The sequence below is a fragment of the Nostoc sp. genome (assembly GCF_036917635.1).
Classification (GTDB): Bacteria; Cyanobacteriota; Cyanobacteriia; order Cyanobacteriales; family Nostocaceae; genus Nostoc.
On the sequence record NZ_JBALCW010000043.1, the window covers coordinates 35,828 to 51,604 of the forward strand.

General features: G+C 43.4%; 8 protein-coding genes. 1 reads left to right on the forward strand and 7 read right to left on the reverse strand.

Translation table 11 applies throughout. The features are described from left to right. Positions 1–126 precede the first annotated feature (126 nt). From V7K32_RS12105 to ftsH, 4 genes are all read right to left on the reverse strand, one after another. Positions 127–351, reverse strand: a complete 225-nt coding sequence (locus tag V7K32_RS12105) for a type II toxin-antitoxin system HicA family toxin (protein WP_334993439.1) — start codon at positions 349–351, stop codon at positions 127–129. Positions 352–353: 2 nt separating this feature from the next. Continuing rightward, positions 354–560: a type II toxin-antitoxin system HicB family antitoxin gene (locus V7K32_RS12110; RefSeq protein WP_334883700.1), complete on the reverse strand. Its 207-nt coding sequence runs from the start codon at positions 558–560 to the stop codon at positions 354–356. 84 nt (positions 561–644) lie between these two features. Further along, a complete protein-coding gene (locus tag V7K32_RS12115) occupies positions 645–881 on the reverse strand; it encodes a hypothetical protein (protein WP_334993441.1) in 237 nt (78 codons plus the stop codon). 26 nt (positions 882–907) lie between these two features. Next, complete coding sequence (gene ftsH / locus V7K32_RS12120; RefSeq protein WP_334993443.1) at positions 908–2,797, reverse strand: ATP-dependent zinc metalloprotease FtsH; 1,890 nt, start codon at positions 2,795–2,797, stop codon at positions 908–910. Between the two features lie 259 nt (positions 2,798–3,056). On the opposite strand from ftsH, the gene V7K32_RS12125 reads away from it, so the two are divergent. Further along, positions 3,057–3,602: an NADPH-dependent FMN reductase gene (locus V7K32_RS12125; protein ID WP_334993445.1), complete on the forward strand. Its 546-nt coding sequence runs from the start codon at positions 3,057–3,059 to the stop codon at positions 3,600–3,602. A gap of 104 nt (positions 3,603–3,706) precedes the next feature. Here V7K32_RS12125 and V7K32_RS12130 read toward each other — a convergent pair whose 3' ends face one another. From V7K32_RS12130 to V7K32_RS12140, 3 genes are all read right to left on the reverse strand, one after another. Further along, complete coding sequence (locus V7K32_RS12130; RefSeq protein ID WP_334993447.1) at positions 3,707–5,881, reverse strand: lipoxygenase family protein; 2,175 nt, start codon at positions 5,879–5,881, stop codon at positions 3,707–3,709. A 147-nt stretch (positions 5,882–6,028) separates the two neighbouring features. After that, on the reverse strand, positions 6,029–10,870 hold the full coding sequence (locus V7K32_RS12135) for an nSTAND1 domain-containing NTPase (protein WP_334993448.1): 4,842 nt from the start codon (positions 10,868–10,870) through the stop codon (positions 6,029–6,031). Positions 10,871–10,956: 86 nt separating this feature from the next. Next, on the reverse strand, positions 10,957–15,735 hold the full coding sequence (locus V7K32_RS12140) for an nSTAND1 domain-containing NTPase (RefSeq protein ID WP_334993450.1): 4,779 nt from the start codon (positions 15,733–15,735) through the stop codon (positions 10,957–10,959). Positions 15,736–15,777: the final 42 nt, after the last annotated feature.

Consider the following 15,777-nt stretch of genomic DNA (forward strand, 5'->3'; position numbering starts at 1 on the left):
ATCTCTGCACTTCCTCGGTATCAATGGAGTTTGGGTTTAATTTACATTACGCTGGTTTTGTGGACACTTTTTACCACAATACGGGGATTGAATTTGCTGATTTATCTAAAGTAGCTGACTACGCAATTAGATAGCGGCAATGAATTCATTCACTGTAAGTCCAGCAGTACGGATAAGACTACGCAATGTTCCTTTTGCCACCTCTCGATGATCTAGAACAGATAAGGTTACTGTTTCACCTTTCTTAACCAGGATGATGTGACTAGCACTTTGACGTGCAAATTCCCAACCAAACGATTCAAACACACGGACAACTTCACGCCCACTGAGAACCGGAAGGGCAGATGTCATGATTACGCTGTAACCTCTACTTGATGAGTCTCCACAGTCAGCGGTAAACCAAGTTCTGCACGAACTTGAAGACAACCTGCGATCGCGTCCTTGATACTTTCTAGGGCTTCTTCTCTTGTCTGACCTTGACTAACACAACCAGGTATACTGGGACACTCGACAATCCAAACCCCATCTTCATCACGATCGAGTATTACATTAAACTTCATATACTGTTATTAGCAAGAGAGTTGTAATCCTTTCTGATTATAACCTGCAACCATTTCATCCAAAAAAGCAATTATTTGGCATGATTACATCTTAAAACTTTTTGTTATTCCAATACCAGGTTGAGTTACAGCAGTAATTAGCGAGAATTGATGCTGTCCACGCCAAGCAATTCTCATAGAGACAGTTTGCGATCGCACTTGTGACTTTTGTTCAAGAAAATTCCCGACTTTTTTAAAAGAGTCGGGAATCTGAATTTTTGGATTTTCACTAGTACAGCACAGCGTAAATCCTGTTGTTAAAGTTAGGCAAACTTCCGCCACAGTGTAGTAGGGATGTATTTTATTGCCTAATGAGGTACAGCCACTTGTGCATCGGCTACCTGGATATTGTCAGTAACAATTTTGCGGAATGCATCACCTTCAATTGTTTCCTGTTCTACTAACAAATCTACCAAACGCTCTAAAACTATGCGGTTGAGTTGCAACAGTTCTTTGGCTCTGATGTAGCAATTGTTGACAATTTCGCGGACTTGTGAATCAATTTTGGCGGCAATTTCCTCAGAATAGTCTGATTTATTCATCCAGTCACGTCCCAAAAATACCTCTCCACTTTGATTTTCTAGTGACAATGGACCTAATTCTGACATCCCGAAGCGTGTCACCATCTGCCGCGCCATTCCTGTAACTTGTTGCAGGTCATTGCCTGCACCTGTGGTCACTTCTGGCTTACCAAAAACAATTTCCTCGGCGGCGCGACCACCCAAAGTAGCAGTAATCCTGGCTTTGAGTTGGGAACGGGAAATTAACCCCTGTTCTTCGTTGGGAGTAAACCAAGTTAATCCCAGTGCTTGTCCCCGTGGGATGAGGGTAACTTTTTGCACAGGGTCATGGTCTTTGAGGAATGTGCCAACTAAAGCATGTCCAACTTCATGATAGGCAATCAACCGCTTGCTCTTGCTGTCTACTAAGGCGGTACCTTCCATACCTGCAACGACTCTATCCACAGCAGCATCAATTTCTAAAAGGGTGACAGCTTCTTTGCGCCTCCTAGCCGTGAGAATCGCAGCTTCGTTGAGTAAGTTGGCTAAGTCTGCGCCAGTAAAACCAGGAGTGCGACGAGCGATCGCTTCTAATGATACGCTAGGATCAATTTTCTTATTGCGCGCGTGGACTTTCAAAATTTCCAGTCGTCCTTTGAGATCCGGTGGATCGACCATCACTTGTCTGTCAAAGCGTCCCGGTCTGAGTAACGCTGTATCTAAAACATCTGGGCGGTTAGTGGCAGCAATAATAATAATACCTGTGTTACCTTCAAAACCATCCATTTCCGTGAGCAGTTGGTTGAGAGTTTGTTCGCGCTCGTCGTTACCGCCACCGATACCAGCGCCCCGTTGTCTACCTACTGCGTCAATTTCATCGATAAATATTAGACAAGGGGCATTCTCTTTGGCTTTCTTGAAGAGGTCGCGCACGCGAGATGCACCTACACCAACAAACATTTCTACGAATTCTGAACCGGAAATACTGAAAAATGGTACACCTGCTTCACCTGCGATCGCTTTTGCTAGTAAAGTTTTACCAGTACCGGGAGGGCCAATTAACAACACTCCTTTGGGAATACGTGCGCCTACTGCGGTAAATCTTTCCGGCTGTTTCAGAAAAGTAACAACTTCTTCGAGGTCTTCTTTAGCTTCTTCAACCCCAGCTACATCTTCAAATTTTACACCAGTTTTTGCCTCCATTTGGAAGCGAGCTTTGGATTTACCGAAATTCATCGCTTGGCTAGAAGCATTAGTCGAGCGACGCAGGAACAATAGCATTAAAGCTACCAGTGGCAAAATCCACATGAGATTGAGCAACAATCCAACAGCAGCTCGACTATTAGCAGAGGAAACTTCACCAAAATCAACATTCTTATCTTTGAGGATGTTAATTAACTCTGTGTTTTGTGCCAGAAGTCTCACCTGTTGCGGTGGTGTATCAGCCTTTTGCCCTTTGAGATAAACCTTTGCTAGCTGTTCAGTTTCGTCAAGCTCTACTTTTTGGATTTCTCCCGCCTTCGCTTTCTTGATCAAGTCGCCATAATTTAAAGAGGTGCTTTCTGCCTTTTGTGCCAAAACGGGAGTACTCCCGAAAATTCCTGGTAACATAATCAAACTAGCTGCGAGCGCACCAACCCAAGCACCACGCTTTGACGACTGTCTTTTTATCAATGCTTTTTTTCCCAAATTTGTCATAATAATTACCCTTTGTCTGCTGGCACAAGTTGAGCTATGGTTTTATGCCTATTCTTCTACCAAAAATTGTAATAACTGGAAATTACACTTTTCTTATCTAGTCTAACTTCCACACAAAACCATTCCCAAGTTTCGTGTCCCCATGTAGATATTAATTTGACACATTCCGACACAAATCGCTAAAATAAGCATAGTCATAACGATTTCGCTTTTCAAAAAACCTGGTGATAGTAGTTAGTTAATAGTTTGTGGGTTAATTATGGTAAGAATTGTTGGCATAGGTGGGAGTTTAAGACCCAACTCCTATACTCAGCTTGCTTTACAAATAGCAGTGCAAAGGGTTGAAGCTGTGGGTGCAGAGGTAGAAATTCTCGATTTACGGCAGTTGCAGCTACCGTTTTGCACTGGTGCCAAGGAGTATGCAGAATACCCAGATGTTCAGCGATTGCAAGATACAGTCAGCCGTGCCGATGGGTTAATTTTAGCGACACCTGAGTATCATGGTGGGGTTAGTGGTGTGCTAAAAAATGCTCTAGATTTGATGAGTTTTGAGCAACTGTCTGATAAAGTGACAGGATTAATCAGCGTATTAGGTGGTCAGTCTAATAGTAATGCTTTAAATGACCTACGGCTAATTGTCCGATGGGTGCATGGTTGGGTGATTCCAGAACAAATTGCCATCGGACAAGCTTGGGGTGCTTTCAGTCCTGAAGGCAAGCTGGTAGATGAAAAACTTTCGCAAAGATTTGATCAATTTGCTCAGAGTTTAGTTGATAACACTCGCAAGCTGCGGGGTGTAAATTAGTTCTACAAGTAAGTAAGTTCGTAGTAAGGACTTTAGTCCTTAAATTCATTTTCTAATCACTAAAGTGCTTACTACAAAACCTCTTGCAGGAGCTTGACATACTACTAGATATTGATACTTTGTGGAATTTGGGAAGGTAGCAAGAACTTGTAAGGCATTATCCTTGTACGATTCTTCTGATTAATTTCTTTTTCAATTCCTTTCAGTTCATTTTGAAAAGTAAGCAGAGCCGAACTCAATTGTGGCTTGGATTTAAAGTATGAGTTGGAGTATTGCCCTAACTGGGTATAGTAGACCGAGCCAAGCAAATAAGTTACCTTAAGTTGAGTTTTAGCTTGGTCTAAAGGAGGTAGGATACTCATCAAATCGCCTGGTTCGTTAAGATTTGTGGGTGCTGGAGAGTAAGTGGCTAGAGGAAAAGCAGGTGTATAGGTCATGAGTTCGCCTTGCGGAAAATTAACCGCAGCGTGTTGGGCGCTAGCAGTAAAAATGATCGTGCAAACAGCATCAATTAGATAATCTAGCGTCTTAATTGTACCATTCGCATCTTCACCAAAATTCTTGAGGCGACCTCCTTGTTCGGAAATTAATTCCTTCGCCCAATTTTGTAAAGCTTGGTCTGCTAGTAGCTGTGGCTCACTGGTATAATAACTGCTCAAATAGGCATTCACCCATTTATGAATAGCATTCCAAATCAACAGTCCATCATCTCGGTAAGGATATTCAGGTAGTTCAAAAGTATTATCAACACCGTGACTCGCTAAAATGTTGGGAAACATGGCATCGTTGAAATGATGCAAATAATCTTGGGCACCTTCAACAGTTAGCTGGCGATCGCTTTCAATTGTACTAGCTAAAATCGCATCTACTTCACGACCATCGGCAACCAAAATTTTATGAGCGCCGTAATTGATTAATATAGTTCCCTCAAAGTGAGGTTCCAGCAAAATTCTTAAATGGTGGTTTGCTGGTAATCGCCGCTTAGTAGCAATTACAAAAGGTTCAATAAATAAGTGAGTGCGGCCAAGGTGACTAATTAGTTCATGGTAATTGCTATCGGCCATTTGCACAATGCTTTTAGCGATCGCCCAGTTCTCACCATTTAGAGGTGTGAATATTGCATGTTCCGGCTGACACTGAATAGCCACTGGTACTAAAGACCGGGATGGGCTACTAGATGGTGGTACTGCAAACAATGCTAAAGGCGAATAGATATACTTTTGTTGTTTAGGAAAAGTCCCATTTTCCATGTTTTTTAACTTAGAATAATCAGCTTTATAAAGCCGACCTTCTCTCTTAGCAGCTTCAAGGGAGTCCGACGTATCAACTATTTGCTGGTATTGTTCGTTGGTAATTTGTAAAAATTCTTCCTGTTCTGATACCTTTTGAAGCATCAGTGGATTTGGGCCAGCAACCTGCATATAGGCAAAAACCAAATCTTCTTGAAACCTAGAACTAATTTCTGGAAGAGGAATTTTTCTAAATAATTTATTATAATCTTCAAGACTTGGCTTATTTGCAGATGCCTCTATAGAAAAATCTACTTCTATAGACGAGGGTTGAGTATTTTCTAACTCCAACAATTTTGCATCAGAGTTAATGATTTTCTTGAAAGCAGAACTTAACCAGTCTGTGATTGAGTCTTCTACGTTAGATGATGCTGCAAAATCTACATCTCCTACATTATCATGAAAATAATGCGAGTCAAATTCCTCATCAACAGCCATAATCTGTCTATCAAAGTCAGAGATTTCTCCAATTGCAAAGGAAACATCGTTAGACGGATTATTAGCAACAATTTCGTCGGTAATGTCTTGAGTAATTGATGCCAGATCCAAAGCAATCTTTTCTAACTCTTTACTACTTTCAGCATGTTTAATTTTTTGCTCGATATCTTCTAAAGCTTGGACTTTAGTATTGAGGACTGAGTTATTGCTTTGGTCATCATCATCCAATCCGTAAGATACGCTGCGATCAAAGAAACTTGAAAAGCTACTGACAGTATCATTTACCAAAATCAGCGTTAGTTTTTGAGTTACTGAAAGTACCCATTTTAAATTAGGTAACTCTTGAGCTGGGAGTTCTACTTTAATGACTGGCAATGGTAGAGCGCCTGTCATAGCTAGAGGAGGGATATAATCATAGTTATATTCATATTGCATATATTGCAATGATGCTTTACTAAATTTTACTAATTTATACAAAAGCACTAAAAGACTTTGTATGTCTGACTTAGTTAGCCCTGAAGAAGAAGATATGATATGAGATGCTAGGGACATATTGACTCCTAATTTTTGGTAATATTTAACTGCTATACCAACATAAACTGTCTCAAAAATGCAGTTTTACTAGTTGATAATAAAGGACGAGCTTCGATCAGAGATAAAAATGAGGTTATTGACAATGGTTGCAGTGGATGAAAAGGATTAATTTGTGCCAATACTATCGCACAGACCCTTATCACTCTCTTCTAAGTGTTTGTTATTTTTGAGATAATTTCGCACCCAATCGCAAGCATTTACCATCAGTTCATCTACTTCTACCTGATTTAAATTCCACAGAATAACTCTCATGTCTTTACTAGCAGTAGCCAGGATTTGACTGTCGGGACTAAAAGCAAGGCTCGTGATTTGATTTCGATGTCCAGAAAGGGTATGTAGTTTGTTCCCCTTTAAGTCCCAGATTACCGCTGTATCTTTACTAGCAGTAGCAATGGTTTGACCATCAGGACTGAAGACGACGCTATTGACCCAATCTTTATGCCCAGAGAGAGTATGTAGTTCATTTCCTGCTAAATTCCATAGTTTTACCGTTTTGTCTGCACTAGCAGTAGCAATGGTTTGACCATCAGGACTGAAGGTGACACTATAGACGGCATATTCATGCCTAGAGAGAGTATGTAGTTCATTTCCTGCTAAATTCCATAGTTTTACCGTTTTGTCTGCACTAGCAGTAGCAATAGTTTGACCATCAGGACTGAAGGTGACACTATTGACCACATCTTTATGCCCGGAGAGGGTATGTAGTTCATTTCCTGCTAAATTCCATAGTTTTACCGTTTTGTCTGCACTAGCAGTAGCAATAGTTTGACCATCAGGACTGAAGGCGACGCTATTGACCACATCTTTATGCCCGGAGAGGGTATGTAGTTCATTTCCTGCTAAATTCCATAGTTTTACCGTATTGTCATGACTAACACTAGCAATGGTTTGACCATCAGGACTGAAGGCGACGCTATTGACCGCATATTCATGCCCGGAGAGAGTATGTAGTTCTTTTCCTTCTAAATCCCATAGTTTTACTGTATTGTCATTACTAGCAGTAGCAATGGTTTGACCATTAGGACTGAAGGTGACGCTATAGACCCCATCTTCATGCCCAAAGAGAGTATGTAGTTCTTTTCCTTCTAAATTCCATAGTTTTACCGTTTTGTCTCCACTAGCAGTAGCAATGGTTTGGCCGTCATGGCTGAAGGCGACGCTATAGACCCCATCTTCATGCCCAGAGAGGGTATGTAGTTTATTTCCTTCTAAATTCCATAGTTTTACTGTATTGTCTGCACTAGCAGTAGCAATGGTTTGACCGTCATGGCTGAAGGCGACGCTATAGACCGGATTTTCATTCCCGGAGAGGGTAAGCAGTTCATTTCCTTCTAAATCCCATAGTTTTACCGTTTTATCTCCACTAGCAGTAGCAATGGTTTGACCATCAGGACTGAAGGCGACGCTATTGACCAACTCTTGATGCCCGGAGATGGTAAGCTTTTCTTTTCCTTTTAAATCCCATAGTTTTACCGTTTTGTCATCACTAGCAGTAGCAATGGTTTGACCATTAGGACTGAAGGCGACGCTATTGACCACATCTTGATGCCCGGAGATGGTAAGCTTTTCTTTTCCTTTTAAATCCCATAGTTTTACTGTATTATCATTACTAGCAGTAGCAATGGTTTTACCATCAGGACTGAAGGCGACGCTTCTGACCGCATCTTTATGCCCTGAGAGGATATGTAGTTGATTTCCTTCTAAATCCCATAGTTTTACCGTTTTATCATTACTAGCAGTAGCAATGGTTTTACCATCAGGACTGAAAGCGACGCTATTGACCCCATATTCATGCCCGGAGATAGTAAGCAGTTCTTTTCCTTTTAAATTCCATAGTTTTACCGTTTTATCATTACTAGCAGTAGCAATGGTTTTACCATCAGGACTGAAGGCGACGCTATTGACCACATATTCATGCCCAGAGATGGTAAGCAGTTCTTTTCCTTCTAAATTCCATAGTTTTACCGTTTTGTCTCCACTAGCAGTAGCAATGGTTTTACCATCAGGACTGAAGGCAATAGAGTAAACAGAATCTGTATGATTTGTCAACCGATTGTATTCTCTTACCCCATAAATAGCTGTTTGTAATCCTTGTATGCCGATAGAATCGGTTATGTTTTGTTGTTTGAGCATCTTTTCTGCCCGAATACCTTCTATAAGTGCATCCAAGCCTTGATGGGAATCAAACAGTGCCAAAGAAGATTGACTTATTGCCTCAGCTTTAGCTTTTTCCGCTTCTTGCTGTTTATGCAAAGCCACAACCCCCAAGGTAGCACTAACAATCACAGCAACAACAGATCCTGTCGCTACTCCCCAAGCTGTTCTAATTTCCCGACGGCGACGCGCTTCTTTTTCTTGTTCCTGACGTAGGCGCAATTCCACACAAGCATTTACATAGTCAGCCTCAAGTTGGTTGAGAAATCCGGCTTGCTTGGATAACACCTGAGCATCTTCTAATCTCCCGCCGCGATGCACCAAATAATTATCATCTTTTTGTTGCTTTTCCCATTCCAAAGCTGCCTGACGGATAGTTTCTCGTAGCTGTAAATTAGTCCGGTTATCATCTAACCAATTCAGCAACCGAGGCCAGTAGCGAATTAAAGCTTCATGGGCTACTTCTACCTCTTCTCGATTTGTAGAACTGTCTACAGTGGTAACTACTAGTCTAGCTCCTTCACCTGCTAAACGATTGACTAATTCCTTGATGAGTGCTATAGTACTACCCGCAGGTATGAGTTCATCTAACCAAACCCGTCGTCGTGTATCCCGGCGTTTATCTCCCTGTAGGGCAGTTTCATCCAAGCGGGTTAAACGAATGAAAATATTCTTAACTTGGTCTTGTTCTGAGAGTGATAAACTGTTGTAAACATCATCGGCAGTTTGAGCGATCGCCATATTCACACCACCGATCGCTTCATACTCCACAGCACGCAACCATCTACCATGTCGCCGCTTCCACATCTCCAGCAGTGCATGTTGCAACAGTGGCATAGCTCCTGGCTCACCTTGAACATCATCGAGAATCGAGTTGCTTAACCCTGGTTCAAAGCGTAACCCGACTTGGGCAGCTTGCATTTCCATCGCCTTCCGCAATTCTGCCGCATCCATTGGGCCAATTAGTTTTTGCCTAGCTTCCATCAAATCTTTGAGATTGCCGTAGGTAGCACACTCGCCCCAAAAGTCTGCCCGCATGGTAATCACGATTTTTTGAAATGGAATCAGACTTAGCAATTTTTCGATGAAAGTCACCCTTACAGTTTCATCAGTACAGAGGGTAAATAGTTCCTCAAATTGGTCGATTACTAATATTGAAGATTGACCTTGCACCGGGGAGAGAGTGGTTTGTAGTTGCTCAATCGGGTTACTGCTTGGTGTCATGTATGCTGTAACTACACCAGATTGCAACTGTTCTAGCATTGGGATCAATCCCGCTAACACTACCGATGACTTACCACTACCAGAAGCACCTAACACAGCTAAAAAGTTATGTTCAGTCAGCTTTTGTTGCAGTTGGACAATCAGTTGTTCTCGCCCAAAGAAAAACTCGCGGTTTTCCACGCGGAAAGGATACAAGCCCCGGAAGGGACAACGAGAATCATAGGTGGGTGGTTGTTGATCTAACGCCAGTGCGTTAAAGCTGAGATCGAGTATTTCCTCACAGAAGTTGTTAATCTCTTCTAAAGCCTGCTCTCGTTCCTGACGGGTTTGTTTGCTTAATGCTGCAACATCTGCCCCTAAGATGTTTTCTAGCTTCTGGGCAGGAATCTCGAATTTTAGTTGCAGTGTTGGCGCTCTTTGTGGTAATAATTTTCCCAGACTTTGTAAACCATATTTGATTTCAGCATTGGTTAGTTCGCGATCAAGTTGGTCACTAAATAAGGGTCGCCCACCTAAGCGGCTAAACAATGCTGGAACTGTAAGATCGCCGCGCTTTGCTAAAGCAGCAGTAGCTTCATGCAAGGCAGAGTCCACCTCTCCCGATGCTCTGAGTTGTTTATAAAAGTTCTCTATTAGTGTTTGGGCTGTTTTGATGGTAACTTTATCGGTCATAGCTACCACCGCAGGCATCCCCAAATCCCGCACTAATCTTTGCCCTAAGCCTCCTAACGATCCTTCTGCATCAGGACTGGCGCTCTCGCAAGTGCAAAGAAAAGTAAAGTGTGGTAGCCCTCTGGCTCCACGTAATGGACGCAACCGCTCTAGTAATTGTGTGGCAGCGATCGCGTCTACTGTATTATCAGCTTTTGACCAGTAGACAATGGTTTCACCATTATCCATTACCCGACCGTGACTGACAAAATGGAGTATTGTATATTGTTTATTGCGATCGCTCAGTTGGGTACACAATTCATCTAGCGTGGGTAAACCAATGGCTCCAGGAATTGTTGCCAGGACATCACAAGGTATTTCCCCTAATGCGGACTTGACACTATTAACGCTGGCTTCAACATCGAATTCGACTAATTTATACTTTTGGGAATCGCTAGGACTAGCAACTAAAACTAGCGCCCGCAAGTCTCGCCGTCCAATGGGGGGAAAGCGGCGGTCAGTAATTGCCGGAATGTAGAAAGAAAATGGTACTCGCTGGTTTAGTGCTAATAACTCCCACCCACCATCGATGGGAGCGCAGAGCTTTTCCCAACGTAAGGTTCTTAATTCTCGATCTGATGCTTCAATAAAAAGCAACATTCTCAGTGCTTCCTCACTTTCGCGCATCGCACCAACAAAGGTATCACGGATATCATCTCGAAATAGAGTTTTTCCGAGTAATGTACCGTAGTCTTTGGACTGTCCGAGAAAACTAGTTAGCTGCTGAAAATGTTCAGCAGTCAGTTCGAGAGTACCTTCTGAGCGTAATGGCAACAGTTCACCAAATCGGCTGTGTTCTACGACAATTGGCCAGTTATTTTCTGATTTGCGCTGAATAGTAATCTCAAACGTGTTCATAAGTTATTCTCGAATGCTCCTTGTGAATGCTTTTTGTGAATGCGATCGCGCTTGGTGTGATTTATGCTTTCATTCAGCAACGCTGATTAATTTGTGCCGATGCGATCACATAGCTTCGTATCATTCTTTTCTACCTCCTGGTTATTCTTGAGATAATCTCGCACCCAATCGCAGGCACTTACTGTCAGAGAATCTAGATTCCAATCCCACAAAATCAGCGTATTCTTACTAGCAAAAGCAATGGTTTTGCCGTCGGGACTAAAGACCACACTACTGACCAGACCTCCATCCACTTTGAAGGTTCGCAGTAGCTTGCCGCTTAAATCCCAAAGTTTCACAGTTTTGTCAGTACTTCCCACCTCAAAACTTGCATAAGCGATGGTTTTACCGTCGGGACTAAAGACCACACTACTGACCAGACCTCCATCCGTTTTGAAGGTTCGCGGTTCTTTGCCGTTTAAATACCAAAGTTTCACGGTTTTGTCCCAACTAGAAGAAGCGATTGTTTTACCGTCGGGACTAAAGACCACACTATTAACCACATCCTGATGCCCTGTGAAGGTTCGCGGTTTCTTGCCGTTTAAATACCAAAGTTTCACGGTATTGTCATCACTAGCAGAAGCGATGCTTTGACCGTCGGGACTAAAGGCGACGCTATTAACCACATTCTCATGCCCTGTGAAGGTTCGCGGTTCCTTGCCGTTTAAGTACCAAAGTTTCACAGTTTTGTCATCACTAGCAGAAGCGATGGTTTGACCGTCGGGACTAAAGGCGACGCTATTAACCACATCCTCATGCCCTGTGAAGGTTCGCGGTTCCTTGCCGTTTAAGTACCAAAGTTTCACAGTTTTGTCAACACTAGCAGAAGCGATGCTTTGACCGTCGGGACTAAAGGCGACGCTATTAACCACATCCTCATGCCCTGTAAAAGTTTGCTTTTCCTTGCCGTTTAAATACCAAAGTTTCACAGTTTTGTCATAACTAGCAGAACCGATGGTTTTACTGTCGGGACTAAACACCACGCTTGTGACCACATTTTCATGTCCTTTGAAAGTTGGCACTAGCTTGCCGTTTAAATCCCAAAGTTTCACAGTTTTGTCATCACTAGCAGAAGCGATAGTTTTACCGTCGGGACTAAACACCACTGTTCTGACTAAATCTTGATGCCCTTGGAAGGTTTGTTTTTCCTTGCCGTTTAAATACCAAAGTTTCACGGTTTTGTCCAAACTAGCAGAAGCGATGGTTTGACCGTCGGGACTAAAAACTACACTTGAAACCGCATTGTCATGTCCTTGGAAGGTTTGTTTTTCCTTGCCGTTTTTGACATCCCAAAGTTTCACGGTTTTGTCAACACTAGCAGAAGCAATGGTTTGACCGTCGGGACTAAAGACCGCGCTTAAGACCCAATTTTGATGCCCTGTGAAGGTTCGCGGTTCCTTGCCGTTTAAGTACCAAAGTTTCACAGTTTTGTCATCACTAGCAGAAGCGATGGTTTGACCGTTGGGACTAAAGGCGACACTGTTGACCTTATCTCCATGCCCTGTGAAGGTTCGCGGTTCCTTGCCGTTTAAGTACCAAAGTTTCACAGTTTTGTCATCACTAGCAGAAGCGATGGTTTGACCGTCGGGACTAAAGGCGACGCTATTAACCACATCCTCATGCCCTGTGAAGGTTCGCGGTTCCTTGCCGTTTAAGTACCAAAGTTTCACAGTTTTGTCAACACTAGCAGAAGCGATGCTTTGACCGTCGGGACTAAAGACCACGCTTGTGACCGTAGATTGATGTCCTTTGAAAGTTTGCAGTAGCTTGCCGCTTAAATCCCAAAGTTTCACGGTTTTGTCATCACTAGCAGAAGCGATGATTTGACCGTCGGGACTAAAGGCGACACTGTTGACCTGATCTCCATGTCCAATAATATTGCGCTCTCTAACCCCATAAACTGCTTTTTGCAAAGCTCCTATAGCTAGAGAGTGAGTTAGGGACTGGGTGTCTTTTTGTTCTTTGAGGATTTTTCCAGCCTTAATTCCTTCTATAAGTGCATCTAATTCTTGATGGGAATCAAACAGTGCCGAAGAAGATTGACTTATGGCCTCAGCTTTAGTTATTTCTGCTTCTCGCTTTTGATGTTGCGCTTCTCGCTTTTGATGTTCCGCTTCTTGCTGTTTTTGCAAAGCCACCAGCCCCAAGCTAGCACTAACAATCAAGGCGACAACTGCTCCGGTAGCTACCCCCCAAGCTGTTCTAATTTCACGACGGCGACGTGCTTCTTTTTCTTGTTCTAGACGCAGGCGCAATTCTAAACAAGCGTTTACGTAGTCAGCCTCAAGTTGGTTGAGAAATCCGGCTTGTTTGGCTAACACCTGAGCATCATCTAATCTCCCGCCCCGATGCACCAAATAATTATCATCTTTTTGTTGATTTTCCCATTCCAAAGCCGCCTGACGAATAGTTTCCCGTAGCTGCAAATTAGTCCGGTTTTCATCTAACCACTTCAGCAACCGAGGCCAGTAGCGAATTAAAGCTTCATGGGCTACTTCTACCTCTTCTCGATTTGTAGACTCGTCTACACTGGTAACTACCAATCGCGCCCCTTCTCCGGCTAAACGATTGACTAATTCCTTAATAAGTGGTAAATTACTACCCGCAGGTATGAGTTCATCTAACCAAACCCGTCGGCGTGTATCCCGGCGTTTCTCTCCCTGTAGGGCAGTCTCATCTAAGCGAGTTAAACGAATAAAAATATTCTTAACTTGGTCTTGTTCTGAAGGTGACAAACTATTGTAAACATCATCGGCAGTTTGAGAAATTGCCATATTCACTCCACCGATGGCTTCATACTCCCCAGCCCGCAACCATCTACCATGTCGCCGCTTCCACATCTCCAACAATGCATGTTGCAACAGTGGCATAGCTCCTGGCTCACCTTGCACATCATCCAGAATTACGTTGCTCAAACCTGGTTCAAAGCGTAAACCCACTTGGGCGGCTTGCATTTCCATCGCTTTCCGCAATTGTGCCGCATTCATCGGGCCAATTAGTTTTTGCCTAGCCTCCATCAAATCTTTCAGATTGGGGTAGATAGCACACTCACCCCAAAAATCTGCTCGCATGGTAATTACAACTTTTTGATATGGAATCAGGCTTAACAATTTTTCGATGAAAGTTACCCTCTCTGCTTCATCAGCACAGAGGGTAAATAATTCCTCAAATTGGTCGATTACTAATATTGAAGATTGAACTTGCACCTGGGAAAGACTAGTTTGCAGTTTTTCTATGGGGTGAGAACTTGGTGTCATGTACGCTAACTGCAAATCGGCTTGTTTTTCCTGTAGCAACGGTATTAACCCGGCTAACACCACCGATGATTTACCACTACCAGAAGCGCCTAACACGGCTAAAAAGTTGTGTTCATTCAGCTTTTGTTGCAGTTGGACAATCAGTTGTTCTCGCCCAAAGAAAAACTCGCGGTTTTCCACCCGGAAAGGATACAAGCCCCGGAAGGGACAACGAGAATCATAGCTTGGTGGTTGCCGATCAAATGCCAAAGCATGGAAGTTGAGGTCAAGTATTTCCTCACAGAAGTTGTTAATCTCTTCTAAAGCCTCTTCTCGTTCTTTGAGGGCTGATTTGCTCAAAGCTGTAACATCAGCCTCTAATGTGTTTCCTAGCTGCTGCGCTATGTCTGTGAACTTCTTTTCTAGGATAGGCGATCGCTCTGGTAGCAACTTGACAAGCCGCTCCAGACCATATTGAATTTCGGCGTTGGTTAATTCTCTGTCAAGCTGATCGCTAAATAAAGGTCGTCCCCCTAAACGGCTAAACAGCGCCGGTACAGTCACATCGCCACGTTCTGCAAGAGTTGCTGTAGCTTCATGTAATGCTGAGTCCACCTCCCCCGACTCTCTAAGTTGGGAGTAAAATTTCTCTGCTAATGCCTGAGCCGTCTTAATAGTAACCTTCTCAGTCATCGCCACCACCGCAGGCATCCCCAAATCCCGCACCAAGCGCTGTCCTAATCCCCCTAATCCGGCTTCTGCTTCTGGGCTAGCGCTCTCACAAGTGCAGAGAAAAGTAAAATGGGGTAGCCCTCTAGCTCCTCGTAACGGGCGCACTCTTTCCAGTAACCTTGTCGCTGTCACCACCTCGACTGTATTATCAGCTTTTGACCAGTAGAGGAGAGTTTCGCCATCATCAAGCACCCTACCGTGGCTGACAAAGTGCAACATTGTATACTGCTTTGTCCGGTCAGTTAGTTGAGCGCAAAGTTCGTCTAGGGTAGGTAAACCAATGGCATCATCAACTGTTGCTAGCACATCAGTGGGGATATCTCCCAAGGCCGACCGGACACTTTTGACCGTAGCTTCCACATCAAATGTGTCTAATTTATACTTTTTAGAATCAGCGGGACTCGCCACTAATACCAACGCCCGCAAGTCCCGCCGCCCAATGGCGGGAAAGAGTCGGTCAGTAATGGCAGGAATGTAGAAGCAAAAAGGCACTCGTTGGTTGATGGCTAACATTTGCCAGTCGCCATCAATGGGGGCGCATAACCTTTCCCAGCGTAAGGTTCTGAGTTCTTTGTCTGGGGCTTCAATAAATAGCAATACCCGCAGTGTTTCTTTATTCTGACTCAGTGCCCTAATAAATCCATCCCGCACTTCGTCTCGTAACAGTGCTTTGCCCAATAATGTCCCGTAACCCTGTACTTGTCCCAGAAGACTGGTTAAATGCTGGAAATCTTCAGTGGTTAGGCAGAAATTACCTTCCGATCGCAACGGTAAAAGGATACCTGGTTGACTGTGTTCTACTACAATTGGCCAGTTATCTCCTGATTTGCGTTGGATGGTAATCTCGAAGGTGTTCATTGGTTGGGTTTTTTAGTGTTTTGAAACGCAAAGGGACGCTGA